We start from the raw sequence: 25,793 nt of genomic DNA, 5'->3' as shown, positions 1-25,793 counted from the left end.
TTGGCGGCGTGCCGTCAAGCGCCGAAAAGGCCTTTGAGCCACTGCAGCGGGTCCAGGTCCAGACGCCACACAGCCCCAGCCGTTCGAAACTCCTCAAACACCCAGTCGCCCTGTGCCTGCACCACCCCGGCGGGCTGGGGCTGGTAATGCACTGGCTGACCAGAGGGGCTGCTGCGCATGTAATCAATCCAGATTGGTAGGGCTACGGTGGCGCCAAATTCGCGCGCGCCCAGCGAGCGCGGTTCATCAAAGCCCATCCAGGCCACCGCCGTGGTGGTGCCTGCGTAGCCTGCAAACCAACCGTCAAAGGCGTCGCTACTGGTGCCGGTTTTGCCTGCCAGGTCTTGCCGGGCCAGCTTTTTTGAAGCCGCCGCGCCAGTTCCCGAGGCAACAACTTCGCGCAGCATGCTGTCGGTGATGAAGGCGTTGCGTGCATCCAGCACGCGCGCACTCTCTTGGCCGGGCAGCACCGGCTTGGCTTCAAACAGCACGTTACCCCGGGTGTCCACCACCTTCTGGATCAGGTAGGGGTTGATCTGGTATCCACCGTTGGCAAACACCGAAAAGGCGCCAGCCATCTGCAACGGAGTGACGGCGCCGGTGCCCAGCGCCAGCGTGTAGTTGACCGGCTGGCGTGCCGCGTCAAAGCCGAAACGCGGTAAAAAATCATGCGCGTATTGCGGCGTGATGGCACGCAGCAGGCGCACTGCCGCCACGTTTTTGGACTGCGCCAGCGCGGTGCGCAGGGTGATGGCACCGTCGTACACGTTGTCGTCGTTTTGTGGCGTCCACGGCTGGCCACCGGTCTCAGCCGAGGTCAGGGTCAGCGGTGCGTCATTCACCAAAGTGCCTGGCGAGTAGCCTTTTTCCAGCGCCGCCGAGTAAATGAACGGCTTCATGGCGGAGCCGGGTTGGCGCCAGGCCTGGGTGACGTGGTTGAACTCGCTGGCGTTGAAATCAAAGCCGCCCACCAGAGCGCGGTAGGCGCCGGTCTGGTTGTTCAGCGCGACAAAAGCCGCGCCCACCACTGGCAACTGCGCGATGCTCCAGCGGCCCCGGCTATTTTTCACCACCCGGATCACCGCGCCCGGCTTGATCTTCAACGCAGCAGAGGCCTTGGAGGCCAGTGCTGCTGCCGCCCAGCGCAGGCCGTCAGCCTGCAGCTCAATCTTGTCACCATCGACCAGCACCGCCTGCACGCTAGCGGGCTTGGCCGAGAGCACCATCGCAGACAGCAGCGTGTCGCTGGCTGGGTGCTGTTGCAGCGTGGTCTCGATCAGCTTCTCGCGCTCAGCGGCATTGGCGGGCAAAACCACATGGGCCTCCGGCCCGCGGTAGCCGTGGCGCTGGTCATACGCCAGCACCTGGCGGCGCAGTGCGTCATAAGCCGCCTGCTGATCCGCATTGACCAGCGTCGTAGTGACGTTGATGCCACGGGTATAGGCCTCGTCCTTGAACTGGGCATAAATCACCTGGCGCACCATCTCGGCAACGTACTGCGCATGGTTGCCCACCGACTGTCCCTCAGCCAGCACACCCAGGTTTTCCTTCAAGGCCGCCTTGTACTGCGCGTCGGTGATGTAACCCAGCGCCAGCATGCGCTTCAACACCAGTTTCTGGCGCGCCCGGGCGCGAATGGGGTTGACGATCGGGTTGATGCCTGACGGCGCCTGCGGCAGGCCTGCCAGCATGGCCGCCTGCCCCAAGCTCAGGTCTTTCAGTGGCTTGCCGAAGTAAATGCGCGCTGCGCTGCTGAAGCCGTAAGCCCGCTGGCCCAGATAAATCTGGTTCATGTAGAGCTCCAGAATCTGGTCTTTGCTCAGCTCCCGCTCAATCTTGTAGGCCAGCATGACCTCGGTGAGTTTGCGCGAGAACAGCTTCTCGCGGGTCAGAAAAAAGTTTCGCGCCAGCTGCATGGTGATGGTTGAAGCCCCCTGCTTGAGGCCACCACTCAGGTCGGCCAGCACCGCGCGTACCACCCCTTTGTAGTCCACCCCACCGTGCTCGTAAAAGCGCGAGTCTTCAATGGCCAACAGCGCCTGACGCTGTATCAGGGGAATGTCTTTGATAGCAACAAAGTCTCGTCTTTCCTGGCCAAACTCACCAATCAGCACTTTGTCACTGGTGTACACCCGCAGCGGAATCTTGGGGCGGTAGTCGGTCAGGGACTCCAGGCTGGGCAAATCCAGCGGGGTGGCAGCAAACGCCATGGGCCAGCACAGGGCACACAACAGCAGCAGTTGGAGAAGGCGGGCAGAGAGGATTGGCTTCAAGGTCTAGGAGGCCAACAGGGCCCGGCTGACAAATCTGCCAGGAGCGGCAGGGTACAAACAGCCACGGATTATCAAGACTCAGCGAGCCGCTGATACGTCGTCCCGGTTAATTTCTGGGCGGCATTTGTAAATGTTTGCAACCCGCCAACGGGCGCTCTGGCTGCTGCAGCGTTGGCGCCAGCGGCCACGGCTGGTGTGCGCTGTGCTCTTCAGCACACCGCGCAAGGGCAGTATGAAAATATACTATTGATAGCTGCTAGCGCTTGTTATATATGGGCTAGAGGCCAATTTGATATAAATTTTTCGGCCATTGCAGGCCCAGCTCACACCATGGTTTTGGCGTGTGAATAACACTTTTTCGGGCAGATGCTGGCGCACGCCATGCAGCCAATGCACAGCTCCTGGTGGGCGATGGTCATCACCTTTTTTTCGTATTCCTCGTCATCGTCGTCATCGTCCGGATTCACGCTGATGCGCTCGCCGTCTTCGGTGAGCCCGACCAGTTCCAGAACCCCGCGCCCGCACACCTTGAAACAGCGGCCGCAACCGATGCATTTTTCGTCGTCCAGTTCGGTCACAAAAGTGGGGGTCCAGGTTTCGCCACTGGGCAGCGTCACGCTAAAGGGCGTAGTCATTGATGTCTCCTGAGAGGTACTTGGGTTACATGCCGGGCGCAGCCGCAGCCTTGCGCGCATCCATCAGCATGGCGTGGGCTTCATGGCAGCGCTGGGCCACCTGCAAAATGGATTCCCAGTTGGTGGGCAGTTCTTCAGACAGGTCATGCAGGTCCATCTTGGCCTGGGTGGCGCGGGCGTTGAGTTTTTTCAGGCGCGTCTTGAGCTCGTCGGTGTCCATGTTCATGCTCATGCTCCGTATTGCGCAACTTCGGGGTAAGTGCGGATCATGCTGACCGCCTCGTTCAAAAACTTGGTCCCTGCCTCAGACAACTTGCCCAGCGACGAAAAACCAAAGCGGTGCACATCACGCAGTTGCTTGTTGACCACCACCAGGCGGCCAGCCAGCAGCACCATGCGGCCAAAGCCTTCGTGGCTCATCTTCATCATGGGCGAGACCATCTGCCCGGTTTCACGCTCGATGGCCACTGCAATGGCGTTGTAAAACAGCTCCAGGTGCCACAGGGTTTCGGGGTCCGGGTCGCCCAGAATCGGCAACGCGCGGCGTTCCTCGGCGGTGTGGATGTAGGGCTTGAGCAACTGCAGGTCGGTCTTGCTGTCCCAGGTGCCGTTCATGTCTTGTGCGCGCAGCTGCTTGATGAGCTCTTGCACAAACGGGGACGCCAGGTAGTCTTCGTCAAGGGCCGCAGTGGACACCGCGTCGAGGGTGGTTTGTTCGTTCATGGGGTCACCGTGTCTTCTTCAAAGTCAAAGCTGCGCACCCCGTCTTTGGCCATCGCCTTGCGCAGCCACGGGGGTGGTGTGCCCTGCAGCACGGTTTGCAATTTATCCAGAATGCCCACAATTGATTCAGGTTGCGGCACCTTGACCGGATGGATCTTCATGGCCACCACGCGCGCGGCGGCCGAGCCGCCTATAGCCGTCACATAGACGATGGCACAGTCCGCGATGGCTTCCAGCTTGGGGGTCAACTTGTCTTCGTCACCGTCTTCTTCAAGCTCGCCGCCAAACTCGAAGCTCTCGACAAATTGGTGCCCGGTGGGCGTGACGTCATACACAACAATGCTGGGTGCCCAGCCAAAGTGCGCATCGACGCGCTCTTTGTCCTGGGTGGTAAAGGCGATTTTCATAAGGCACTCCTATGGCGGGTCAGGCGCTGGCGACTACCAGGCTGGGTTGGGTGGGTGAAGCGGAAATTTCGGGGGCGGCGATAACGGTTGAGGCTGCATGCAATGCCTCGGGGCTCACTGGCCAGTCTGTGGCGTGGTGGTGCTTGATCTGGTCGATCATCAGGTTGGCTACCTCAAAAATCAGCGCCATGGTGCCGCGATAACCCACCTGGCAGCGGTGCGCATTGCCGACCCGGTCAAACACCGGAAAGCCGATGCGCAGCAAGGGCTTGTTCAGCCGCGCTGCAGCCTGGCGGCCGTGCGAATGGGTGACCAGCAGATCGCAGTCTGTGGCACCGTTCTCCAGGTCTTCGAGGTCGCCCAAAATAACGGTCTTGGCGGGCAGCAGCGCATGCGAGGCCGATTTGGTGGTGCTCACGCAGCAGCGCAGCTCGGCCCCCATCTCATGCAGCAGACTGCCCACGGCCAGCAGCAGGTCAGGCTCGGCGGCAATCGCCACCTTGATGCCGCCGGTGTAGAAATGCCCGTCCAGCATGGCGTCAAGCAATTGGCTGCGCTGGCGGCGGTATTTGGCGGGCACCGGCTGGCCAGAGAGTTGCGCCAGCCGCTGCAAAAGGCGGTCGTTGACTTCCAGCCCGGTCAGGCGGTCAAAAATTTCCAGCGGGGTGCCGACGATCTCTTGCAGCGCCAGCGCCGCATCACGCGTTTGCTCGCCCACGCCCAGCGTCAGCGCAGAGGCACCGGCGGCGCGAATCTCGTCGAGCGTGGTGCCGCCCAAGGTGGTGCCGCGCCAGTCCGGGGGAATATGCCCGTCAAGCGAGCCAGAAATGTCTGGCAGCACGATCACCGACAGGCCAAAGGCTTCCATCATTTCGCGCAGTTCCACAATATCGCCTGGCGACAAATGGCTGCCCGGCAGCAGCGTGAGCTGATCCGCCTTGACCGGCAGCGGCTTGACCAGCGTGCGCACGATGGCGGTCAACGCGTTGCGGTAGCCGTCTTCAAAACCACCTACATAGTCGGGCGTGCAGGCGTAGACGATGGCGGTGTCATCGAGCTCAGGCTTGCGCTTGCGCACGGTGGCAACAAAGCCATGCACATCGTCGCCCTTGGTTTCGGTCAGGCCGGTGGAGCAGATGGCAATGATTTTGGGCGCAGCGCGCTTGCGGATATTGAGCAACGCCGCCTCAATGTTGTCGTACCCACCCAAAATCGAGGTGACCTCGTTCATGGCGGTGGTCTGCAGCGCAATCGCTTCCTTGAAGTGGCGCACCAGCAGCACCAGGGCAAACGAGGTGCAGCCTTGCGAACCGTGCATCACCGGCATGCAAGCGTCCAAGCCCAGAAAGGCCAGGCTGGCGCCCAGCGGCTGACTCATTTTGAGCGGATTCACCGCGCAAGCTTTTTTGGATTCAATCACGTGGGCCATGCTGTTTACACCATGCCCAGAGTTTCACCGTCGTCGCCCCAGGGCGCCGGAATGCGCACCTGCTGCCAGACCGGGTTGGACAGTGCGCGGTCAATCTGGCGCACCAGTTCGATCACACCCTCATACCCGGCATAGGCGTAAAAGCGCTCCTGGTTGATGTCCAGCCAGGGCATGCGCGCCTTGAGCGCCACAAACTGGCTACGCCCACCCGAAAGCATGATGTCGGCGCGCGCCTCGCGCAGCATGTCGTACATCTCGCGCGGGGTCATGTTGTCGATCATGTGGGCATCGTCGCCCATGATGTCCTTGATCTTTTCCTTGTCTTCCCGGGTAGACTTTTTGACGCTGGTACCCACAATCACCAGCCCGGCCTCTTGTAATGCCGCCACCACCGACCAGGACTTGACGCCGCCGGTGATCAACAGCACACGTTTGCCGGTGAGGCGTTGTTTGAAGGGTTCGATGCGCTGGTAAGCGCGGGCTTCTTCCACCGCAATCAGCTGCTCGGTGCGCACCAGCAGGTCATCTGGCGCACCTTGCTGCACCAGCAGTTGGGCGATCTGGCGCAGGCTGTCGCTCATGTCGCCAATGCCGTAAAACGAGCCTTCAAAATACGGAATGCCCCAGCGCTGCTGCATTTTGGTGGCCACGTTGATCATCGACTTGGAGCACACCATCATGTTCACCCGGGCACGGTGGGCGCTGGCGATCTCGTTGTAACGCCCGTCACCGGCAATACAGGCCAGGATACGAATGCCCAGGGCGTCCAGCAGCGGCTTGACTTGCCACAGCTCACCCACCAGGTTGTACTCGCCAATGATGTTGATGTCATACGGCGTGGTGAACTCTGGCTCGACCGTGCCAATCACATAGTCCAGCAGCGCCTCGGCACCGAGCTTGTTGCCCAGGTTCTTGATGCCTGCAAAACCCGGAGCGTTGACCGGAATGACCGGTTTGCCAAATTTCTCGCAGGCGCGCTGGCACACCGCTTCAACGTCGTCGCCCACCAGCGCGGGCACGCAGGTCTGGTAGACAAATACCGCAGGCGGATCGTATTTTTCAATGATTTCGCGGATCGACTTGAACAGGCGCTTTTCACCACCATAGATCACATCAAGCTCGTTGGTGTCGGTGGTGAAGCCGGTGCGGTAGAGCTGCGAGCCGCTGGATGCGCTGTGCCGGTTGTCCCAAGCGTTGCCCAAGCAGGCAATCGGCCCGTGCACCAGATGCGCCACATCAGTGATGGGTTGCAGGGCGATCATGGCGCCGTCAAAAGCGCAGCCCCCGGCGGCGGCACCGGGTGCGAGCTGTTTACCGCAGCCTTTTTTGCGGTCTTTCTCGCTTTTGGCCTGGTTCTTGTCACAAGCAGGTTCCTCAAACAGGTCGGCAATTTTGGCCTTGAGCGCAACGGACATGGCGGACTCCTGATGGAATGGTTGTCTCAATCACAGCATTTTTGGTGCCAGGCAAAAAGTCGGGGCTTTGGCGCAGGTTGAACACGATCTGGCCGCCACAACCGCTGAACTGTGGCCGGTTTGAAGCAATTGCGACAAAACCGCGTTCAGAAAGCACCCGTCTGGCCCGCATGAACCATACTTGTGTCAGTCGCGCGCTGCGGCCATAAAATCCACGTTGACGACTTATTTCTGAGCGTAGGAGACCTACAAAATGTGCCCTCACAGAAGCCAGCACCGCGACCCGCCTGGGTGCAACTGCGTCTTGATGGCCGCACGGCTATGAAACCCAACCTCCCCAGTCAACCCCTGCCTAAAGACAAGACCAGCGCGGAGTCGGCCTCGCCCATCGTGCTGGCGTATGCCGGGGTTGCCAGCCTGTGGATTCTGCTTTCCGACAAGGTGGCGGCTTGGCTGACCACCGATGTAGCCGCCCTGACCTGGGTCAGTATGCTCAAGGGCTGGGTGTTTGTCGGGGTCACGTCGCTGTTTTTGTTCAGCCTGATCAAGCGGCTGGTGGACGGCCTCAACCGCTCAATGGACGCCGTCAGGCAACACGAACTAGAGCTGCGTCAGAGCGAGAGCCGCCTCCAGGCGACGCTGGACGCCTTGCCCGACCTGCTGTTTGAAGTGAGTCAGAGCGGGCGCATCCACCGCTACCACTCGCATTGCAACAATTTGCTGGCGGCGCCGCCAGATCTGTTTGTGGGCAAGTTGTTTGCCGACATCATGCCGCCAGACGTGAGTGAGGTTTGCTTTGCTGCTATGCGGGAAGCCGACGAGCACGGGTTTTCCGGCGGCAAGAGCTATGCGCTGCAATTGCCCCAGGGCAAGCGCTGGTTTGAGCTGTCGGTGTCGCCCCTGCGCGACGCAGAGGAGCCGGACAGACACTTTATCTTCATCGCCCGTGACATCACTCAGCGCAAGATTAGCGACGAAAAGCTCCTGCTCGCAGGGCGCGTTTTCGACCATGCCCGCGAAGGCATCATGGTCACCAGCCCCAGCGGGGTGATCGTGGACGTGAATGAAGCTTTTAGCCGCATCACCGGCTACGCGCACGAGGAAGCCGTTGGCCAACGCCCTTCCCTCCTGAGTTCCGGACGCCAGGGCAAAGGCTTTTATGCCGCGCTGTGGCGTGACCTGCTGGAGCGCGGCTACTGGAGCGGTGAGATCTGGAACCGTCGCAAAAATGGCGAAGAGTATGCAGAGCTGATGACTGTCAGCGCCATCCGCGACAGCCAGGGCGGCACCGCGCAGTTTGTGGCCCTGCTGTCAGACATCACCCAACTCAAGGAACACCAGAGCGAACTCGAACGCATAGCCCACTTTGATGCACTAACCAATCTGCCCAACCGCCGGCTGCTGACCGACCGCCTGCAACAGGCGATGAATCAGGCACAACGCAGCGGCCAGCAGCTGGCTGTGGCCTTCCTGGATCTGGATGATTTCAAGTCCATCAATGACACCTATGGCCATGACGTCGGCGATCTGTTGCTGATTGCGCTGGCCCGGCGCATCAAGGAGACTTTGCAGGAGGGCGACTCGCTGGCGCGCATCGGCGGTGACGAGTTTGTCGCGGTACTGATTGAACAGGACAGCGTGGCGGCATCCCTGCCGATGCTGACCCGCTTGCTGGGTGCCGCCTCGCAACCGCTGCAGCTGGGCGACCTGACTGTGCAGGTGTCTGCCAGCCTGGGCGTGACTTTTTTCCCGCAGACGCAGATGCTTGACGCCGACCAGCTGCTGCGCCAGGCCGATCAGGCCATGTACCAAGCCAAACTCGCTGGCAAAAACCGCTACCACCTGTTTGACGCCGAGCAAGACAGCAGCATCCGTGACCGCCATGAGACGCTGGCAGGTATTGCGCTGGCGCTGAAGCACGGCGAATTTGTGCTGCATTACCAGCCCAAAGTGAACATGCGTACCGGCCGGGTGATCGGCGTCGAGGCGCTGATCCGCTGGCAGCATCCCAACAAGGGCCTGCTGGCACCGGGCTTGTTTTTGCCGGTGGTGGAAGACCACCCGCTGGCCGTGACTCTGGGGGAGTGGGTCATCGACACCGCGCTGAGCCAGATTGAGACCTGGCGCCGCGCCGGGCTGAACTTGGCGGTGAGCGTCAATGTGGGTGCGCGCCAGTTGCAGCAGACCGACTTTGTGATGCAGCTCAAGACCATTCTGGCGGCCCACCCGCTGGTTGACCCGACCTGCCTGGAACTTGAAATACTCGAGACCAGCGCGCTGAACGACATGACCCAGGTCTCCAAGGTGATTGAGGCCTGCGAGCAAATTGGCGTGAAATTTGCGCTAGACGACTTTGGCACCGGCTACTCGTCGCTGACTTACCTGAGGCGTCTGCGCGTGGCGCTGCTGAAGATTGATCAGAGTTTTGTGCGCGACATGCTCGGCGACCCCGACGATCTGGCGATTTTGCAAGGCGTTATCGGGTTGGCGTCTGCCTTCAAGCGAGAGGTGATTGCCGAGGGCGTGGAAACCGTGCCGCATGGCACTGCGCTGCTGCAGCTCGGCTGCGACTTGGCGCAGGGTTACGGCATCGCTCGGCCGATGCCCGCAGACGCCATACCAGACTGGGTGACCCACTGGCACCCTGACCCGGCTTGGACCCAAGCGACGGTTTGACGGCAAAAGGCCAGTCTGGCAACAGACTGGCCTTTTGGAAATGCTATCAACTACATAGCTACTTGCGCTTATTGAATAAGGGCTAGAGCCCAAAAAGTCTTATAAGTTGGTCAGAACTTCACTAAGATGTCCTCATCACGCACCACCATCTGGCAGGCCAGCCGCCAAGGTGGTGGCAGGTCTTTGGTCTCGGCATCGGCAATCTCCTGCGCGGTGATCCTGCCCGCTAGCTTTAATACCAGTTTTTCTTTCTCCGTCAGGGCAACGCCGATGGGCGTCTTGCCGGACAACACCGACACCTGCACCTGGCAAGAGCCGCACTCACCGTTTTCGCACTCAGACGCCACCGGCACGCCATTGGCCTTGGCCACAGCGAGCAGGGTTTTGGTGTCACCCGCAACGGCATACACCGTCAGGTCTTTCTTCATACGCGGGGAACTGAACGTTACATTGGCCATGTCTTTTTCCCCTTAGCGCACGATGTCGTAGCTGTAGTCGGTCTTGCCGATGCCCATGGTGTTGGCATCGAGTGCTTCAAAGAACTCGTCGAGCAACATCACCAGCACGCGCAGGCCGCCTTCATAACCCCAGGTGGGGTAACGGTGGTGGTGGTGGCGGTCATGGATCGGGAACACCAGACGCACCAGCGGCACCTTGGTGTCACGTTCCAGGAACTTGCCGTAGGAGTTGCCAATCAGGAAGTCAACCGGCTCGGTGAACAGCAGCGAACGCAGGTGCCACAGATCGCGCTTGGGGTACACCTTGCAGCCCTTGCCATAGGGCGTGGAGTCAAACAGCGCCTGCACCTTGGCGGCCCAGTCGTTGGTGCCGTTGGTGGACAACACGTGGGTCGGTTCGGCACCGAGTTCCAGCAGGAAGGCGGCGTAGCCCAGCAGTTGGTCCGGGTCACCATACAGCGCAAAGCGTTTGCCGTGCAAATGGGCCTGGCTGTCGGCCAAAGCGTCGACCAACTGGCCGCGCTCTTTTTCCAGCTCGGCGGGGATCGGCTTACCGGTCAGGCGGGAGATTTCCATCAGAAACTTGTCGGTGCCAGCCACGCCCACGGGGGCGTTGAGGGTGACCACTTCCTGGCCGTGTTCGGCGATGAATTTGCTGGTTTTTTCGCAGCAGAACTCCTGAAACACGATGGTCGCCTTGGCGTGCAAACCGGCAATCACTTCTTCCTTGGTGGTGCCACCGGCGTACATACGAAACTCGCCGTCGGTGGGGGTATTCCAACTCTCGGACGGGTCACAGATGATGTTCACCTTGACGTCAAACAGGCTAAAGATGCGGCGAATTTCCTTCATGTTGCCGACGACAAAGCCATCAAAGCCACCAATGAAGTTGATCGACTCATCGGGCACACGCACCAGCGGTTCGGTGGTTTTGGCCTTGCCGTCCCAGAAGTGGCGCAACACACCCAGCAGAGCATTGTCGTAGCCGGTGATGTGGCTGCCGACAAACGCCGGAGTGTGCGCAAACGGCACGTCAAAGTCATCCGGCACGCTGCCTTTTTGCTTGCTGGTCTTGATGAAAGCGTCGATGTCGTCGCCAATCACTTCAGCCATGCAGGTGGTAGACACCGCAATCATGTCCGGCTTGTACAGGCTATAGGCGTTGGCCAGGCCGTCGACCATGTTGTTCAGGCCGCCAAACACAGCAGCGTCTTCGGTCATGGAAGATGACACGCAGCTGGTCGGCTCTTTGAAATGGCGTGAGAAGTGCGCGCGATAGTAAGCCACGCAGCCCTGGCTGCCGTGCACAAAGCTCAGCGTTTTGGCGAAGCCGTTGGCGGCAAACACGGCACCCAGAGGCTGGCAAGCTTTGGCCGGATTCACGACCAGCGAGTCGCGGGCGAAGTTTTTCAGTTTGTAGTCTTCGGTTTTGGTCCATTGCACCGTTTGCCCAATGGTGGCATCGGAATGGTTGAACTCAAACGCCTTCTTTTTCTCAAAAAGGCTTTGGTATTCGGGTTCACGAAACAGCATTTCGTGGTCAATGACTTTTTCGGCGACTTGAGGCATGGTGGGCTCCAAAAAAAATAGTTAAAGGCAGGCGGCTTAGCGACGCCCTAGCCAGGGCACCCGCGGAACCGGCTAAACCGGGCCGCTGGGTGCGCCCCTTGAGGGGGAGGCGGCGTTGCTTTGCGAGCGCGCAACGGGGAGGATCAAGCTTTCCAGGGGGCCTTGGTCAGGCCCCAGATCGGCGAACTGATCGCCATGTCCATGTCACGGGCAAAGATGGCAAAGCCGTCATAGCCGTGGTACGGGCCGGAATAGTCCCAGCTGTGCATCTGGCGGAACGGCACGCCCATCTTCTGGAACACGTACTTTTCCTTGATGCCCGAGCCCACCAGATCAGGCTTGATGCCTTCCACAAAGTGCTCAAACTCGTAGCCTGTCACGTCGTCATAGATCAGCGTGCTGTCTTTGATGTAGTGGGTGGTGCGCTGGTAATCGTCGTTGTGGGCGAACTCGTAGCCGGTGCCCACGATTTCCATACCCAGGTCTTCGTAAGCGCCGATCACGTGGCGCGGACGCAAACCACCCACGTACAGCATGACCCGCTTGCCTTGCAGACGCGGCTTGTACTTGTCGATGACGGCTTGCATCAGCGGCTTGTACTTGGCGATGACTTCTTCGGCTTTGGCCTTGATGGTGTCGTCAAAGTGGCTGGCGATCTCGCGCAGGCTGGCTTCGATTTTGCTGGGACCAAAGAAGTTGTATTCCACCCATGGAGTACCGTATTTTTCTTCCATGTGCCGACTGATGTAGTTCATTGAGCGGTAACAGTGCAGCACATTGAGCTTGGCTTTAGGGGTGTTCTCGATTTCAGCGATGGTGCCGTCACCGGACCACTGCGAAATCACGCGCAGACCCATTTCTTCCAGCAGGATGCGGCTAGACCAGGCGTCACCACCAATGTTGTAGTCACCAATGATGGCCACGTCATAGGGAGTCGACTCAAACTCGGAGGTGTGGCCGGTGTCGGTTTTGTCAAACACCCAGTCGCGGATCGCGTCGTTGGCGAGGTGGTGTCCGAGCGACTGGCTCACGCCACGGAAACCTTCGCAGCGCACCGGCACGATGGTCTTGCCGTGGTATTGCTTGCTCTTTTTCTTCGACACCGCTTCGATGTCGTCGCCGATCAGACCGATCGGGCATTCAGACTGGATCGAGATGCCTTTGTTCAGCGGGAATAGCACCTGGATTTCATCCACAATTTTTTCAAGCTTCTTGTCACCGCCAAACACAATGTCTTTCTCTTGGAAGTCAGAGGTGAACTGCATCGTCACAAAGGAGTCGATGCCGGTGGTGCCGATGTAATAGTTGCGGCGATTGGCCCAGGAATACTGGCCACAGCCGACCGGGCCATGGCTGATGTGAACCATGTCCTTGATAGGGCCCCACACCACGCCTTTGGAACCAGCGTAAGCGCAGCCGCGAATGGTCATCACGCCGGGCAAGGACTTGATGTTGGACTTGACGCCGCAATCGGGCTTGCCGCCCTCATAAGCACTTAAGTGCTTGGCGCGCCTCTTGGCCATCTTCTCGGGATAGGCCTTCAGCACTTCATCGATCAGGGCCTTGTTGGTGGCCTTGCGCTCTTCAACGGTGGCGGTCATGGGGTAACTCCAGTAGGTAAAGTGAGGTCGTGTGGTGAAAACCCGGTATGGTCACGTAGCGCAACGCCGACCGGAATTCACACCTCTTAGGCGGCGGCCAGTTGTGATGCTGCCAGCTCTGCGGCAGCTTTGCCGACTTGGGTTTCGTCGATCACGTCCATGATCCCGAACTCCATCAGCATGTCTTCGAGCTGGTCCATGGTGATGGGAGTGGGGATCGTGCCGTTGCCTGCGTTGTTGTGGATCTTGCTGGCCAGCGTGCGGTACTCGGCGGCCTGCTTGGAGTCAGGTGCGTACTCGATCACCGTCATGCGGCGCAGCTCAGCGTGTTGCACGATGTTGTCGCGCGGCACAAAGTGGATCAGCTTGCTACCCAGCATGCCAGCCAATGCGTCAGCCAATTCGTATTCCTTGTCGGTCTGGCGCTCGTTACACACCAAGCCACCCAGACGCACCCCCCCCGAGTTGGCGTATTTCAGCACGCCCTTGGAGATGTTGTTGGCAGCGTACATGGCCATCATTTCGCCGGACATGACGATGTAGATTTCTTGCGCCTTGTTTTCGCGGATGGGCATGGCAAAGCCGCCACACACCACGTCACCCAGCACGTCGTAGGACACATAGTCCATGTTGTCGTAAGCGCCGTTTTCTTCCAGGAAGTTGATTGAGGTGATCACACCACGCCCAGCACAGCCAACGCCTGGCTCCGGGCCACCGGATTCGACGCAGCGGATGTTTTTGTAACCAATCTTCATCACGTCTTCGAGCTCCAGGTCCTCCACAGAACCAGCTTCTGCGGCAAGCGACAGAATGGTGTCTTGGGCTTTGGCGTGAAGGATCAGCCGGGTGGAGTCAGCTTTGGGGTCGCAGCCGACGATGAGAATTTTCTGATTCAGGTCAGACAGCGCTGCCAGGGTGTTTTGGGAAGTGGTCGATTTACCGATGCCACCTTTGCCGTAGAAGGCGATTTGCCGAAGTTTAGCCATTGCAGTACTCCAATCAGGAAGGGTTGAAAAACCAGGTTGCGTAGCCGCGACTTGTGTCTGCCTGACGTGTCCGATGGTCTTCTTTTTATAGTCACGTATGGCCGGATTTGAGTCCGCGCTCCTTGTCCAACGCAGCTTCCGTGCCATACTTGTTGGTACCTGCCCAATGGGTTCTAAGCCTTTGTTTTTGTTGGTAATAGTGTCTTTTTGAAACCCGTTGAAGGCGTGCGATGGCTTGTGTCGGGAATCGGACAAAAGATAAGCGCGTGTCGCAAAAATTCGCCAGATGTTGGCTCTGGCTGTGGGTTGTGTCGGGTTTGCAGTTTGTCCAGGCTGAAGATTCGGACAGCGCAAACAAGCTCAGTTGCAGCGCGCCGGTTTTAACGATCCGGGGGTTCATTTGGAAAAGCGCTGTTCAAACTGCTGTGGTGTCTCTTGAGATTGATGCTTCGTTTCAAACCCGGCACGGCGACTGGGTGATGCGCATGCCGGGCGCTGTCTGGGTCAGTGTTTCTGCCTCAAACAATTCACGTCAAATCGCGCTGTAGCCAACACAGACAACTTTTGACTTACCCCTTTCGGCGTTCCAAAACCGCTCGCAGAATCAGTCGGCTAACAGCGCCAAATCACCAAGAATCCAAGGTCTCATCCATTGAAACGGCACATAGTTTGAATCACACCCGAAGCAGACCCCATTTCCGACAAACCCCAAAGCCCTCTGTAAAGATACCGCCTGACCAACAAAGGGCAGCATATGATTAATAAAAATACATAGCAATCAACGCATATCCGGCTTGGGTTAGAGCCAGATTACTTATAAAGTTTCGGATCAGCTGGCCTCTGGCATTCTGGCACTGCCGGTTTGTCCATTTCCCGACAAAACGGTTTGCGGGTGTCGCAAAAAATCCGCCTCTGCCTGCCCGCCGTCGTGCTTTGTGTCGCTTTTGCAGCGTGGCAGGTACCGTTTCAGGTTGGTACGGTCATTGCAATCAGACGGTGGCTTGCTTTCAAGCCTACTGACGCCTGTCTCGCCCGTTCAATCACCACACAAGGAACTTCCATGACCGCCACCCTCGCCCTGCCTGAAATCGACGACACCGCGCTGCAGCGCCTTGAGAGCGAAGGGCGGCTGCTGAACCCCCTGCACAAAGCGCTCACCAGCAAGCCAGGCCGTGTGGGTTTTCGCGGCGAGCTGGCCTTGCGGTTTGCGCCCAAGCTGGCAGACGAGGCTCGCCCCCCTGAACTGATGTGCCCCCAGGCCATGGCCATTGCCAATGTGGGAGAGAAAGACATTCCGTTTTTTGCCGGCTACCTGCTGAGCTTTGAGCACCTGAAAGACGTGGCCGAGGTTCTTGGCGACGGCTTGAGCGCCACTGGCAAATACTTCCTGTTTTGCAACAACATCGACCTGTCGAAAAAATACAAGGTGCCCTACGGCGACGCCACCTTCTACGTGCTGCCGATCGATGAGTCCACGGTTTACAACGAACTGCTGGAGCTGCTTTACCTGGAAAAGAACGATCTGAAGAAAAAAGACACCGCAGGCAAGCTGGATGCGGTGGCCAACGCCGCGCTCAAGTTCAGCGCTAACTTTGAGAGCATCAGCTACGAACAAGGCTTGGCGCTGATGGGGCCGGTACGCAACCCCAACGAAAACCGGCCTGTTTGAATTCCATCTTCCTGCTGCGCAACCCAATTTCACATTTGCGATGCTCGCCCTACGGGAGTGGGGCTGCGCTTCTCAATGCTGCCTTGGGCTGCTCGCGACGGAATCTGAAACTCAAACGCAAGTGACTGGCTATGGACGTTGCAGCAGATGAACTCGATCAGCCACGGCGCTGGTACGGCACCAACCTGGTGGGCGTGCCAACGCGGGTGCTCGCCAGTGCCACGTTCAATACCAACCCGGTCCCGCTGGCGATTGCTGGCACGCGCGAGTCGCACAACGGCCTGTTCGCGCTGCTGGAGCGCAGCCAGGACCTGAGCGAGGCGCAAGACATGTTTGTGCACTACCTGTCCATAGCCTTCGGACTGCGCAAGCCCGATGCCGATGAGCTGCGCGGCATGGGCGCCTCGGAGCAGCGGCGCTGGCACAGCAGCTGGCGCAAGTTGCTGCAGGGCTGGGGCATGGATGCCAATGGCCTGGCCGGTGCGGTGCTCAAAGGTTGGGCGGAAAGCCGCTTTGGCCTGGTGCCCAACTTTCACAAAGCGCCGTTGGGGCGTTTTCCGTCGCCTGCCTGGGTGAACTATCTCCAAGAAAAGACCAGCAGTCGACACAACAACAACAACATCCACCAACAGTTCGATCTGCTGTTTGAATTTTGCCAGTGGGCGTTGCGACACGGCCATCTGGCAGGCAGCGCCCCACCGGCCAAACACCTGCACCTCTGGCGCGGTAGCAACCCCTGTGATGAGCAGGTGATTGCCGGGCGGCTGCAAAACCGGCGTTGCACGGTGCGGTTGAACAATCTGGTGTCTTTTAGCCTGTCGGCCGAAGATGCCTCGTGTTTTGGCGATTGGGTTTTTGAGGTGCAGGTGCCCATCTGCAAGGTGCTGGTTTTTCCGGGTTTGCTGCCCGGCCAGGTGCTGCAAGGCGAGCAGGAAGTGCTGGCGCTGGGTGGCGACTATGAAGTGATGGCGCGTTATGCGTGAGCTTTATGCGTGAAAAACTTGACCGCGCTCTGGGCGCCTACCTGGGCTTTGCGATTGGCGACGCGCTGGGCGCCACGGTGGAATTCATGCGCCCGCGCGAGATCGAACTGGCGTACGGCGTGCACCGCGAGATCATTGGCGGGGGCTGGCTCAAGCTGGCGCGCGGCCAGGTCACCGACGACACCACCATGAGCCTGGCGCTGGGCGACGCCCTGCTGCAAGGCGGCAGCCCCTTTCTTGCCCGCCATGCCCAGGGCGACGAGGCCCTGGTGCGCAGCATTGGCGACGCTTATGTCAAGTGGTTCAAATCCAAACCGGTGGACTGTGGCAATACCTGCCGGCGCGGCATCATGCGCTACATGCGTGATGGCACGCTGGAGGGGTTGCCCAACCCCGGCGATGGTGGCAACGGCGCGCTGATGCGCAACCTGCCCGCCGTGCTGGCCACGCTGGGCGACGCGGCGCTGTTTGAGCACCTCTCATTGGCTCAGGCGCGGCTCACGCACCACCACCCACTTTCAGACGCGGCCACACTTGGCCTGGGTCACCTGCTGCGCCTGCTGCTGGACGGTACAGATCACAGCACTTGCCAGCAATGGGTGGCGCAGTGGGTGCTGGACAACCCGAGCTTTCGCTTCACACCCTACCGTGGCCGCGCCACCGCCTATGTGGTCGACACGGTACAAACCGTGCTGCACTACCTGACGCTGCACGACAACTTTGAAGCCGCGATGGTGGCCACCGTCAACCAGGGTGACGACGCTGACACCACTGGCGCTCTGGTCGGCATGCTGGCAGGCGCACGCTGCGGTGCCGCCAAACTGCCGCCACGCTGGCTGCGACGCCTGCGCCCAGAAATTGCGAGTGCCATCACCAACCAGACTTGCGGCCTGCTGGCGCTGTCTGGCGGCAACGCGTTGCAAAAGGCGCACTAGCTCGACGCCCAAGACCATTGCACATCCATGATTTGAAGGGGAGATCACCATGCCGATTTATGACTACCACTGCCCGGCCTGCGGCCACCGTTTTGAAGCGCTGGTGCGATCCGGCTCAACGCCTGCTTGCCCGCAGTGCGCCAGCACCGCGCTGGACAAATGCGTGTCACCGATTGCGCCTGCCGGCAAGATAGAAGCCATCCGCATGGCGCACCGCCGCGTCGCCGCCGCACAGGGCCACTTTGACCACTACAGCCCCGCTGACAAAGCCAAGCTCCTGCAAGGAAAGAAAAACATTTGATATGCACACCGTTGACCGTTACCGCAGCTTCAAAGGCATTGATTTCGATGGCCAGGCGAGCCGCATGATTGAGCGCATCGAAGCCCACACCCAAGGCTCGGACGACCCGTTTTGGGCCTACTTTTTCAAGCGCCGCAACGCTACGCAAGGCATGCGCTGTGACGACCAGCTGTTGTTGTCGAGTTTCGTCAACCAGATCCGTGAACTGCTGGAGGCCAAAGGTGACGAGCAAGGCCTGGCCTGGCTGGATCAACTCGAATGCGAGTGTTTTTGAAACGCCACTATTTTGATAGCTGTCCGCGCTTATTCCATAAGGGCTGCAAGGCATTTTGAGACATAAGTGCAACGGGCGGGCGGCTCAGCGCGCTAGTTGCTTATCTGTATAGCGGTAAAGCTATTTGTCAGTCTTGTCGGATCCGACGCGCCGAAGTTCGTGTTGTTATGGCATTCCAGAAAAGTTAGAACTGCTCAGATCACATGGGAGGTTTCAATGTTCAGTGCGTTATGTGCAACGTTAGATAACGGTACCAGCGCCGACTGCCCGTTTCATTGCGGGTCGGCAGTGGCCTGGTCAGAAAATTTACCCGCTGGGCTAAACGGCCTAGTCGTGGCTCCAGTGCGCTTTCGGGTGCACGAAGACTACGAATTGACGGCTGGCAGCACCACCGGATGCGATGCGACCAGCCGGCCCTGTTACTGCGAATTTCATTCTGTCCAGACGCATCTGCGTTCGGACGACGATGAGGTGTTTTACGAAGTCCCGGTGTACGCCGAGTCACGCACCTCATGGCGCCTGCTTGACGGACGCTGGCTGGTGCGCCAAACCACCCTGAACCGCCTCGAACCCGGCGGGACCAACACCCATTTTTTTGTGACGCAGACCATGCCACGCTGAATCAACCCACTTTCTTGATGGGGACCCCGCTCAGGCATGTGCCGACGCTCGGGGTTGTTCAACTAAACCGGCACACCCACAAACAGATGGCTGGCCTTGGACAGCACGGTCACTGGCGTGCCCTCAGTCAAACCCATATCTGCCGCAGCTGCATTGGTGAGCCTGGTCGCTTGAAACCAAACACCAGCGCCCAAGCCAGTAACGAGGCGGCCAGAAGTATGAACCCGCCCAACTGGTCTTTGACGGCCAGCGCCTCGGTCAGGTTCACGAAGCCGACGTCTACATCGCCCGAAGTCAGGTACGCGCTGACCTGTGGCACCGTACCCACCACTTTCAGGCGGTCTTGCACGCCACCCCACAGCCCTTGCGCCTGCAGCAGTTGCCTGGCCGCGTTGCCGTAAATCGCCTGCTGCGGGTTGGGCATGGCCACCGACCACTGCGCTGTTGCCAGCAAATCGCGCACCCCCGGCGTCCCCGCCAGATTGGCTGGCACTGACAACTGGTGCCGCCAGGCCAGCGCCAGAATGCCTTGGCCCAGAATGATGCGCCGGGGCAACTGCAGGTTCTGCGCCTTGTTGATGAATTCGGCATCACCCACCAGCACATCCACCCCGCCACTGGCTTTGGCCTGCGCAAAAATCTGCTGCAGATTGCCATAACTGCGCTGCACCACCACACCCGTGGTCTTAGTAAAGCCGGCGCACAAGGCCTCGACGGGCCGCTTGTAGCCAGCGTCGGCCATGATCAGCATTGCAGACGCGGGTTGCGCCCGCAGGTCATTCGTTACACCCATCCACGTGGCAACGACGGCGGCCGCGCCGCCCAAAGCCCGCCGCCGGGTCAGGGGTGCGCAACAAAGGGGCACGCTGGCACCGGGAGTGGCCGGCGCGGTGGTTAAACAGATAGATGTTTTCACGGGTAAAGGCCTTGCACTGTGACGTGGGTTTGTGGGTGACGACGTCGTTATGCGCTAGCCCTGTCGTCGTAGACAAGCAGATATAGCCACACGGGGCGTTGCAATTTGAATGACTCGCCAGTCGATGCCGTTTGTCCGTCCATTTGCGACAAACCGGACAATTTCTGACGACGCTATGTAAGCAACTACACAACGTCGTAAATAATGCCGTCGGCGGCAATTGGCGTCAAAAACCAGAGGCCGGGCGTCCTGATGCCTTGAAACTTGGCGTGCATCGACGGCTATTTCGGGTTGACCAATATGCATCTGGTACGTTGTTTGCATAGAACCATAACGATGACACTGACGAAAGAAATTTGAATGCACACCACCTGCCCCCAGCCCAAACCGCCGACCACACCCCGATGACGCCTACGCCCACTCAACTCACCGGCAAGCTGCACATTGATACAGCGTTGGGCAGTTTTTTGGGCGACAAGCGCATCCGTCTGCTTGAAGCCATCGACAAATGCGGCTCCATCTCGCAGGCTGCCAAAGCCGTGCCCATGTCGTACAAGGCCGCGTGGGACGCGGTGGACGACATGAACAACGTGGCCCCGCAGCCGCTGGTGAACCGCTCGACCGGAGGTCGCCATGGCGGTGGCACCGAACTCACCGCATTTGCCCGGCGCCTGATCGCGTTTTACCGTGCGCTCGAAAAAGAATCGCAACTGGCGCTGGAAAAACTCACCAGCAACCTCAAACAAAGCGGCGTCTGCGATGTGGACGACTTTCGCCAAGTACTCAGGAGAATGTCCATGAAAACCAGCGCCCGCAACCAGTTTGCCGGACCCGTGGCGTCTGTCAAGGAAGGTGTGGTGGACTGCGAGGTCACCCTGCGCCTGACCCCAGAGCTGCTGCTGACCGCTATCGTGACCCGCGAGTCGGCAGAGAACCTGGGGTTGGCGATTGGCCGCGATGTGCTCGCCTTCGTCAAAGCCTCGTCCGTTTTACTGATGGCCGGTGAAGACGGTCAGATTTCTGCCCGCAACCGGTTTGCCGGCACCATCACCCACATCCACCAGGGGCCGGTCAATGCCGAAGTCACCCTGGCGATGCCCGGTGGACAACACGTGATTACCGCCGTCATCACCGATGACAGCGTCAGGCGACTCACGCTGGTGGTAGGCCAGCCTTTAACCGCAGTGTTCAAGGCCTCCAGCGTTTTTCTGGCGGCTGTGGACTGATTTTTAGCTTTTTCCACAGGAGTACCCATGAAACCTTCTTGTCTATTGTCCGTCTTGCTGGCCTGCCTGGTCTGCGCCTCATGGGGTGCCCGTGCTGACGATCTGTCCGTTGCAGTAGCAGCCAACTTCACCGCGCCGATGAAGCAAATTGCCACGGATTTTGAAAAGAACACCGGCCACAAACTGCTTGTGTCGTATGGGGCGACCGGCAAGTTTTACGCCCAGATCAAAAACGGCGCGCCTTTTGAGGTGCTGTTGTCTGCCGACGACGATATCCCCGCCAAGCTGGTGAAAGAAGGCGCTGCGGTTAGTGGCAGCCAATTCACCTACGCACTTGGCAAGCTGGTGCTTTGGTCATCCAGGCCCGCCGTTGTTGACGCTCAGGGGTTGGTTCTGAAAAGCGGCGACTTCAAGCATATCGCTCTGGCCAATCCAAAACTAGCACCGTATGGCGCAGCGGCGGTGCAAACCCTGCAGGCGCTGGGTCTGTATGACAGCTTGAGCCCGAAGTTTGTGACCGGTGAAAACATCACCCAGACGCACCAGTTTGTCAGCACCGGCAATGCCTTGCTGGGTTTTGTGGCGCTGTCGCAGGTGCTGGTTAACGGGAAAATTGAAGGCTCTTCCTGGGTCGTGCCTGCCAAGCTGTACACACCAATTCGCCAGGACGTCGTCATTCTGGAAAACGGCAAAGGCAAGCCAGCGGCCGAGGCGCTGATGAAATACCTGCAGTCCGCCACGGCCACAGCCGTCGTCAAGTCCTTTGGCTACGAGCTGCCCTGAACAGGCCATGGTGGCAGGCACGAATCTGGCTAGGTCTGGTTGAAGAACTTCTGTACAGGGCCACGCACCATGAAAATTGCCATCGCCACCAAAGCCAACGGCACCCAGGTGTCCGGCCATGCCGGGCAAGCCACCAACTGGCTGGTGTTTGACTGCCAGCCAGGTGTGCCTTTGCCCGAACCGCAGCGCATAGAACTCACCCGGGCACAACTGCCGCACTATTTTCAAGACGATGGCCCGCACCCTCTGCATGGGGTGGAAGTGGTGGTGGCTGCCAGCGCGGGCGACGGCTACATCCGCCACATGGCCAAGTGGGGAGCGCAGGTGCTACTCACCGGTGAGACCGACCCGCTGACCGCCCTGAAAAAAATCCTGGCGGGTGAAGCCCTGACCGACACCCGTTTTGACATCACCACCACCTTGTGCAAGTTGCGTGACCTGTTTTCGCGCCATTGACATGCTCTTTTACATGCCTGCACTGAACGACTCCCAACTACAAGCCCTGCTGCAGGACGACGCCCCCTACGGTGACCTGACCACGCACAGCCTGGGTATTGATGCGCAGCCAGCGCACATCGCCTTTCACGCACGTCAAGCCATGACCGTGTGCGCCACCGAAGAAGCCTGCCGCCTGTTTGAGCTCGCCGGTGCCAGCGCCACCCCGGTGACGCCATCAGGCACATCGGTGCAAGCCGGTGACTTGCTGCTGCGCGCCTGTGGCGCAGTCACCAGCCTGCACCGCGGCTGGAAAGTCGCTCAGACACTCATGGAATGGGCTAGCGGTTTGTCAACAGCCACCGCCAACATCGTCGCTGCCGCCAACGGCGTGAGCGTGGCTTGCACTCGCAAAAATGTGCCGGGCGCCAAAGCGCTGTCGGCCAAGGCCGTCAGATCAGGCGGCGCCATCATGCACCGGCTGGGCTTGTCTGAATCGATCCTCCTGTTTGCCGAACACCGGCTTTTCTTGAGCGAGTCCCCAACCGACACCATCACACGCCTGCGCCGGGGTCAGCCTGAGAAGAAGCTCGCCGTGGAGGTGGCGGACTTGGCAGAAGCCCTTGCCTGGGCGCAAGCTGGTGCCGACGTGCTGCAACTGGAAAAATTCACACCCGAAGCGGTAGCGGGTCTTCGCCTGACATTGGACAGTAGCGGCTTGCTGGCCTGCCCGCTGCTCGCTGCGGCAGGCGGCATTCACGCCGACAACGCGCCAGCCTATGTGAGAGCCGGGGCTGACTTTCTGGTGACCTCTTCGCCATACTGGGCGCCACCCAGGGATGTACAGGTTGTTTTCAGGACAGTCGCCTGATGGCCGCCCACGATGACCGGGCCTCATTGATGGTCGAATTGCTAGGTCGGCCCGCGCTGGCGCACGCCGCACAAGACTTGCTGCGCCCGGTGTTGGCCAGTTTGCTGGTGGGGCGCTTCCTCAACCAGGGGGTGTTGACCGATACCTTGGCGCTGCCCGAGACCGATTTTCAAAACCTTTGGGCCGAGCACTTTCCAGGTGAGTGGCTGAGTCTGCACAGCGGCACCGGCCAAGCGCCGCTGGAACTGCAAGACCTGCGCAACCTGTTGCTGCAATACCGTGCGGCAGAGTCAGCGGCTGAGGTCTGGCTGGCGCAGATCGTGGCCTTCGCCTGCTGTGGGCGCGACCACCTTTGGCAAGACCTGGGCCTAGCCAACCGGAGTGAGCTTTCTGTCTTGATGACAGTGGCCTTTCCCGCGCTGGCCGCGCTGAATGTTGGCGACATGAAGTGGAAGAAGTTCCTCTACCGCCATTACTGCAGCACCGAGAGCATCTACGTGTGCCCGGCACCGTCGTGTGGCGAATGTGCGGATCACGCCAAATGTTTCGCACCTGAGCAATAGTTTTGACCAACAGCAGGCATTTTGAAGAACAACAGAGGAGCGTGAATGTTTTTGACCCCCGATGATCTGCAGGCGTTGTGGCTGACCGTGCGCCTGGCCAGCATCGTGACGCTGATTCTGCTGCTGATTGGCACGCCGATCGCCTGGTGGCTGGCGCGCAGCAAGGCCTGGTGGAAGGGCCCGGTGGGCGCGGTGGTGGCGCTGCCGCTGGTGCTGCCGCCGTCGGTTCTGGGTTTTTACCTGCTGCTGACCATGGGGCCAAATGGCCCGGTGGGGCAACTCACCCAGTCGCTGGGCATCGGGCTCTTGCCCTTCACCTTTTGGGGCTTGGTGGTGGCCTCGGTGTTTTACTCGCTGCCTTTCATGGTGCAGCCGCTGCAAACTGCGTTTGAGTCCATTGGTGAGCGCCCGCTGGAGGTGGCGGCCACCTTGCGTGCCTCACCACTGGATGCTTTTTTTAGCGTAGCGGTGCCGCTGGCACGCCCCGGCTTTGTGACCGCATGCATCCTGACCTTTGCCCATACCGTGGGCGAGTTTGGTGTGGTGCTGATGATTGGCGGCAACATCCCCGGCGTGTCCCGGGTGGCTTCGGTGCAGATTTACGACCACGTTGAAGCCATGGAGTACACGGACGCGCACCGCCTTTCAGCGGTGATGCTGGCCTTCTCGTTCCTGGTGCTGCTGGCGCTATACACCCGGCGCCCCAAGCTTGGGCAGGGAGCCTGACATGGCGGGTATTCAGGCGCAATTTCACATCGACTGGCCCGGCTTCACGCTGGATGTGAATTTAGACTTGCCCGCGCGCGGCGTGACTGCGCTGTTTGGCCACTCAGGCTCAGGCAAAACCACCCTGCTGCGTTGCGTGGCCGGGCTGCAGCGCGCGCCACAAGGCCGACTGGTGGTCAACGGCGACGTCTGGCAAGACGACGGCCACTGGCTACCCACCCACAAACGCCCGCTGGGCTATGTGTTTCAGGAAGCCAGCCTGTTCGCGCACCTGACGGTGCTGGGCAACCTGCGCTACGGCATGCGCCGCGTGGCGGCTGCACAGCAGGCGAGCCTGGACCAGGCCATTGCACTGCTGGGCATCGACGCGCTGCTGGCGCGCAAGCCTGAGCATTTGTCTGGCGGCGAGCGCCAGCGGGTGAGCATCGCCCGCGCCCTGGCCTTGAGCCCGCGCATCTTGCTGATGGACGAGCCACTGGCCGCGCTGGACCTCAAACGCAAGCAGGAGATCCTGCCCTACCTGGAGCGGCTGCACCGCGAGCTGGACGTTCCAGTGCTGTATGTCAGCCACGCGCCCGATGAAGTCGCCCGGCTGGCCGATCACATCGTGGCGATGGAAGGCGGCCGTGCCATTGCCACCGGGCCGCTTCGCGACACCCTGGCGCGGTTGGATTTGCCGATTCGCCTGGGCGAAGACGTGGGTGTGGTGCTGCAAGCGCGGGTGGCTGAGCGGGATGCGCACTGGCATCTGGCACGGGTGGATTTTCCTGGCGGCAGTTTGTGGGTACGCGATGGCGGCCATGCGCTTGGCAGCCCGGTGCGGGTGCGCATTTTGGCGCGTGACGTCAGCATTGCCTTGCATCCGGTGTTGGACACCAGCATTTTGAATTGCCTGAGTGCCACGGTGGACCAACTGGCCGCAGACGAGCATCCAGCGCTGGCGCTGCTGCGCCTGCAAGTGGGTGCCTCACCGCTGATCGCCCGGCTAACGCAGCGCTCTGCCTGCGAACTCGGCCTGCAGCCCGGCAGCAAGGTGTGGGTGCAGATCAAGGCGGTAGCGCTGATTGGCTAAGGTTTGTGGGGCTGCAACAGCCAGCGCTGCGTGGTTTTGACGCTATCCGTGCCCTCCTCTGCATAGGCCGTGCATTGCTTGTCATATTTATAACAAAATGGGCTCTAGCCCTTATAGGTAAAGCGCGAAATGCTATTTAATTTATAGTTATTTGCCGCAACACTTATTTCAGCAAACTCATCGGGGTCCAGTGGCTCAGCGGGCAAGGTCTGTGGCTCGGCGGTGAGTGTGTCGGGGGGGGTCTGA

27 protein-coding genes are annotated in these 25,793 nt (G+C 59.8%); 14 read left to right on the top strand and 13 right to left on the bottom strand.

What is annotated here, in order from left to right; genetic code table 11:
• Nucleotides 1–14: 14 nt before the first annotated feature.
• The 7 genes from BLL52_RS07500 to nifE form a co-directional block, all read right to left on the bottom strand.
• Nucleotides 15–2,210: a penicillin-binding protein 1A gene (locus BLL52_RS07500; protein WP_083633841.1), complete on the bottom strand. Its 2,196-nt coding sequence runs from the start codon at nt 2,208–2,210 to the stop codon at nt 15–17.
• A 386-nt stretch (nt 2,211–2,596) separates the two neighbouring features.
• Nucleotides 2,597–2,908, bottom strand: a complete 312-nt coding sequence (fdxB, locus tag BLL52_RS07495; RefSeq protein ID WP_075586077.1) for a ferredoxin III, nif-specific — start codon at nt 2,906–2,908, stop codon at nt 2,597–2,599.
• 25 nt (nt 2,909–2,933) lie between these two features.
• Nucleotides 2,934–3,134: a CCE_0567 family metalloprotein gene (locus BLL52_RS07490; RefSeq protein WP_075586076.1), complete on the bottom strand. Its 201-nt coding sequence runs from the start codon at nt 3,132–3,134 to the stop codon at nt 2,934–2,936.
• Nucleotides 3,135–3,136: 2 nt separating this feature from the next.
• Nucleotides 3,137–3,631, bottom strand: coding sequence for a NifX-associated nitrogen fixation protein (locus BLL52_RS07485; RefSeq protein WP_075586075.1), 495 nt, complete (start codon nt 3,629–3,631; stop codon nt 3,137–3,139).
• Nucleotides 3,628–4,038, bottom strand: a complete 411-nt coding sequence (gene nifX, locus BLL52_RS07480) for a nitrogen fixation protein NifX (protein ID WP_075586074.1) — start codon at nt 4,036–4,038, stop codon at nt 3,628–3,630. Before nifX ends, BLL52_RS07485 begins: the two co-directional genes overlap by 4 nt.
• A 19-nt stretch (nt 4,039–4,057) precedes the next feature.
• Entirely contained in the window at nt 4,058–5,467 is a 1,410-nt protein-coding gene (gene nifN / locus BLL52_RS07475) for a nitrogenase iron-molybdenum cofactor biosynthesis protein NifN (protein WP_075586073.1), read from the bottom strand.
• 5 nt (nt 5,468–5,472) lie between these two features.
• Entirely contained in the window at nt 5,473–6,882 is a 1,410-nt protein-coding gene (nifE, locus tag BLL52_RS07470) for a nitrogenase iron-molybdenum cofactor biosynthesis protein NifE (protein ID WP_075586072.1), read from the bottom strand.
• A gap of 321 nt (nt 6,883–7,203) precedes the next feature.
• On the opposite strand from nifE, the gene BLL52_RS07465 reads away from it, so the two are divergent.
• Nucleotides 7,204–9,558, top strand: coding sequence for a putative bifunctional diguanylate cyclase/phosphodiesterase (locus tag BLL52_RS07465; protein ID WP_075586071.1), 2,355 nt, complete (start codon nt 7,204–7,206; stop codon nt 9,556–9,558).
• 110 nt (nt 9,559–9,668) lie between these two features.
• Here BLL52_RS07465 and BLL52_RS07460 read toward each other — a convergent pair whose 3' ends face one another.
• The 5 genes from BLL52_RS07460 to BLL52_RS20325 form a co-directional block, all read right to left on the bottom strand.
• Entirely contained in the window at nt 9,669–10,016 is a 348-nt protein-coding gene (locus BLL52_RS07460) for a 2Fe-2S iron-sulfur cluster-binding protein (RefSeq protein WP_075586070.1), read from the bottom strand.
• Nucleotides 10,017–10,028: 12 nt separating this feature from the next.
• Nucleotides 10,029–11,585 carry a nitrogenase molybdenum-iron protein subunit beta gene (nifK, locus tag BLL52_RS07455; RefSeq protein ID WP_075586069.1) on the bottom strand — a complete coding sequence of 519 codons (1,557 nt, stop codon included), beginning with the start codon at nt 11,583–11,585 and terminating at the stop codon, nt 10,029–10,031.
• A gap of 143 nt (nt 11,586–11,728) precedes the next feature.
• The gene (gene nifD, locus BLL52_RS07450; protein WP_075586068.1) at nt 11,729–13,186 is read right to left on the bottom strand and encodes a nitrogenase molybdenum-iron protein alpha chain; all 1,458 of its coding nucleotides are present in this window, start codon (nt 13,184–13,186) and stop codon (nt 11,729–11,731) included.
• An 86-nt stretch (nt 13,187–13,272) separates the two neighbouring features.
• Nucleotides 13,273–14,172, bottom strand: coding sequence for a nitrogenase iron protein (gene nifH / locus BLL52_RS07445; protein WP_075586067.1), 900 nt, complete (start codon nt 14,170–14,172; stop codon nt 13,273–13,275).
• Between the two features lie 91 nt (nt 14,173–14,263).
• The gene (locus BLL52_RS20325) at nt 14,264–14,572 is read right to left on the bottom strand and encodes a hypothetical protein (RefSeq protein ID WP_139313338.1); all 309 of its coding nucleotides are present in this window, start codon (nt 14,570–14,572) and stop codon (nt 14,264–14,266) included.
• A gap of 660 nt (nt 14,573–15,232) precedes the next feature.
• Between BLL52_RS20325 and BLL52_RS07435 the strand changes: the two genes are divergently transcribed.
• From BLL52_RS07435 to BLL52_RS07410, 6 genes are all read left to right on the top strand, one after another.
• On the top strand, nt 15,233–15,841 hold the full coding sequence (locus BLL52_RS07435) for a hypothetical protein (protein WP_075586065.1): 609 nt from the start codon (nt 15,233–15,235) through the stop codon (nt 15,839–15,841).
• Between the two features lie 131 nt (nt 15,842–15,972).
• Nucleotides 15,973–16,824 carry an NAD(+)--dinitrogen-reductase ADP-D-ribosyltransferase gene (locus tag BLL52_RS07430; protein ID WP_075586064.1) on the top strand — a complete coding sequence of 284 codons (852 nt, stop codon included), beginning with the start codon at nt 15,973–15,975 and terminating at the stop codon, nt 16,822–16,824.
• A 5-nt stretch (nt 16,825–16,829) separates the two neighbouring features.
• Nucleotides 16,830–17,759 (top strand): ADP-ribosyl-[dinitrogen reductase] hydrolase, encoded by a 930-nt coding sequence (gene draG, locus BLL52_RS07425; protein ID WP_075586063.1) that lies wholly within the window; start codon nt 16,830–16,832, stop codon nt 17,757–17,759.
• A 49-nt stretch (nt 17,760–17,808) separates the two neighbouring features.
• Nucleotides 17,809–18,060, top strand: coding sequence for an FmdB family zinc ribbon protein (locus BLL52_RS07420; RefSeq protein ID WP_075586062.1), 252 nt, complete (start codon nt 17,809–17,811; stop codon nt 18,058–18,060).
• A 1-nt stretch (nt 18,061) separates the two neighbouring features.
• The gene (gene cowN, locus BLL52_RS07415) at nt 18,062–18,334 is read left to right on the top strand and encodes a N(2)-fixation sustaining protein CowN (protein ID WP_075586061.1); all 273 of its coding nucleotides are present in this window, start codon (nt 18,062–18,064) and stop codon (nt 18,332–18,334) included.
• A gap of 216 nt (nt 18,335–18,550) precedes the next feature.
• Complete coding sequence (locus BLL52_RS07410; protein ID WP_139313337.1) at nt 18,551–18,955, top strand: hypothetical protein; 405 nt, start codon at nt 18,551–18,553, stop codon at nt 18,953–18,955.
• A 127-nt stretch (nt 18,956–19,082) separates the two neighbouring features.
• Here the strand turns inward: BLL52_RS07410 and BLL52_RS07405 are convergent, their stop codons facing one another.
• Nucleotides 19,083–19,871, bottom strand: a complete 789-nt coding sequence (locus BLL52_RS07405; RefSeq protein WP_241839069.1) for a molybdate ABC transporter substrate-binding protein — start codon at nt 19,869–19,871, stop codon at nt 19,083–19,085.
• A gap of 356 nt (nt 19,872–20,227) precedes the next feature.
• On the opposite strand from BLL52_RS07405, the gene BLL52_RS07400 reads away from it, so the two are divergent.
• From BLL52_RS07400 to modC, 7 genes are all read left to right on the top strand, one after another.
• Nucleotides 20,228–21,097 carry a TOBE domain-containing protein gene (locus BLL52_RS07400; protein WP_241839067.1) on the top strand — a complete coding sequence of 290 codons (870 nt, stop codon included), beginning with the start codon at nt 20,228–20,230 and terminating at the stop codon, nt 21,095–21,097.
• Between the two features lie 27 nt (nt 21,098–21,124).
• Nucleotides 21,125–21,880: a molybdate ABC transporter substrate-binding protein gene (gene modA, locus BLL52_RS07395; protein ID WP_075586058.1), complete on the top strand. Its 756-nt coding sequence runs from the start codon at nt 21,125–21,127 to the stop codon at nt 21,878–21,880.
• A gap of 69 nt (nt 21,881–21,949) precedes the next feature.
• The gene (locus tag BLL52_RS07390) at nt 21,950–22,336 is read left to right on the top strand and encodes a NifB/NifX family molybdenum-iron cluster-binding protein (RefSeq protein WP_075586057.1); all 387 of its coding nucleotides are present in this window, start codon (nt 21,950–21,952) and stop codon (nt 22,334–22,336) included.
• Complete coding sequence (modD, locus tag BLL52_RS07385; RefSeq protein ID WP_241839066.1) at nt 22,314–23,186, top strand: ModD protein; 873 nt, start codon at nt 22,314–22,316, stop codon at nt 23,184–23,186. Before BLL52_RS07390 ends, modD begins: the two co-directional genes overlap by 23 nt.
• Entirely contained in the window at nt 23,186–23,749 is a 564-nt protein-coding gene (locus BLL52_RS07380; protein WP_139313336.1) for a nitrogen fixation protein NifQ, read from the top strand. Before modD ends, BLL52_RS07380 begins: the two co-directional genes overlap by 1 nt.
• A 45-nt stretch (nt 23,750–23,794) precedes the next feature.
• Nucleotides 23,795–24,475 (top strand): molybdate ABC transporter permease subunit, encoded by a 681-nt coding sequence (gene modB, locus BLL52_RS07375; RefSeq protein ID WP_075586056.1) that lies wholly within the window; start codon nt 23,795–23,797, stop codon nt 24,473–24,475.
• Between the two features lies 1 nt (nt 24,476).
• A complete protein-coding gene (modC, locus tag BLL52_RS07370) occupies nt 24,477–25,547 on the top strand; it encodes a molybdenum ABC transporter ATP-binding protein (protein ID WP_075586055.1) in 1,071 nt (356 codons plus the stop codon).
• Nucleotides 25,548–25,793: the final 246 nt, after the last annotated feature.

The sequence above is a fragment of the Rhodoferax antarcticus ANT.BR genome, from assembly GCF_001938565.1.
Taxonomy (GTDB): domain Bacteria; phylum Pseudomonadota; class Gammaproteobacteria; order Burkholderiales; family Burkholderiaceae_C; genus Rhodoferax; species Rhodoferax antarcticus.
This window is presented reverse-complemented; position numbering and strand designations above follow the sequence as displayed.

Bases quoted from the DNA above. Each gene is read 5' to 3' on its own strand.
- BLL52_RS07500 (WP_083633841.1), bottom strand. From the start codon at position 2,210: ATGGCGTTTGCTGCCACCCCGCTGGATTTGCCCAGCCTGGAGTCCCTG.
- fdxB (WP_075586077.1), bottom strand. From the start codon at position 2,908: ATGACTACGCCCTTTAGCGTGACGCTGCCCAGTGGCGAAACCTGGACC.
- BLL52_RS07490 (WP_075586076.1), bottom strand. From the start codon at position 3,134: ATGAACATGGACACCGACGAGCTCAAGACGCGCCTGAAAAAACTCAAC.
- BLL52_RS07485 (WP_075586075.1), bottom strand. From the start codon at position 3,631: ATGAACGAACAAACCACCCTCGACGCGGTGTCCACTGCGGCCCTTGAC.
- nifX (WP_075586074.1), bottom strand. From the start codon at position 4,038: ATGAAAATCGCCTTTACCACCCAGGACAAAGAGCGCGTCGATGCGCAC.
- nifN (WP_075586073.1), bottom strand. From the start codon at position 5,467: ATGGCCCACGTGATTGAATCCAAAAAAGCTTGCGCGGTGAATCCGCTC.
- nifE (WP_075586072.1), bottom strand. From the start codon at position 6,882: ATGTCCGTTGCGCTCAAGGCCAAAATTGCCGACCTGTTTGAGGAACCT.
- BLL52_RS07465 (WP_075586071.1), top strand. From the start codon at position 7,204: ATGAAACCCAACCTCCCCAGTCAACCCCTGCCTAAAGACAAGACCAGC.
- BLL52_RS07460 (WP_075586070.1), bottom strand. From the start codon at position 10,016: ATGGCCAATGTAACGTTCAGTTCCCCGCGTATGAAGAAAGACCTGACG.
- nifK (WP_075586069.1), bottom strand. From the start codon at position 11,585: ATGCCTCAAGTCGCCGAAAAAGTCATTGACCACGAAATGCTGTTTCGT.
- nifD (WP_075586068.1), bottom strand. From the start codon at position 13,186: ATGACCGCCACCGTTGAAGAGCGCAAGGCCACCAACAAGGCCCTGATC.
- nifH (WP_075586067.1), bottom strand. From the start codon at position 14,172: ATGGCTAAACTTCGGCAAATCGCCTTCTACGGCAAAGGTGGCATCGGT.
- BLL52_RS20325 (WP_139313338.1), bottom strand. From the start codon at position 14,572: ATGAACCCCCGGATCGTTAAAACCGGCGCGCTGCAACTGAGCTTGTTT.
- BLL52_RS07435 (WP_075586065.1), top strand. From the start codon at position 15,233: ATGACCGCCACCCTCGCCCTGCCTGAAATCGACGACACCGCGCTGCAG.
- BLL52_RS07430 (WP_075586064.1), top strand. From the start codon at position 15,973: ATGGACGTTGCAGCAGATGAACTCGATCAGCCACGGCGCTGGTACGGC.
- draG (WP_075586063.1), top strand. From the start codon at position 16,830: ATGCGTGAAAAACTTGACCGCGCTCTGGGCGCCTACCTGGGCTTTGCG.
- BLL52_RS07420 (WP_075586062.1), top strand. From the start codon at position 17,809: ATGCCGATTTATGACTACCACTGCCCGGCCTGCGGCCACCGTTTTGAA.
- cowN (WP_075586061.1), top strand. From the start codon at position 18,062: ATGCACACCGTTGACCGTTACCGCAGCTTCAAAGGCATTGATTTCGAT.
- BLL52_RS07410 (WP_139313337.1), top strand. From the start codon at position 18,551: ATGTTCAGTGCGTTATGTGCAACGTTAGATAACGGTACCAGCGCCGAC.
- modA (WP_075586058.1), top strand. From the start codon at position 21,125: ATGAAACCTTCTTGTCTATTGTCCGTCTTGCTGGCCTGCCTGGTCTGC.
- BLL52_RS07390 (WP_075586057.1), top strand. From the start codon at position 21,950: ATGAAAATTGCCATCGCCACCAAAGCCAACGGCACCCAGGTGTCCGGC.
- BLL52_RS07380 (WP_139313336.1), top strand. From the start codon at position 23,186: ATGGCCGCCCACGATGACCGGGCCTCATTGATGGTCGAATTGCTAGGT.
- modB (WP_075586056.1), top strand. From the start codon at position 23,795: ATGTTTTTGACCCCCGATGATCTGCAGGCGTTGTGGCTGACCGTGCGC.
- modC (WP_075586055.1), top strand. From the start codon at position 24,477: ATGGCGGGTATTCAGGCGCAATTTCACATCGACTGGCCCGGCTTCACG.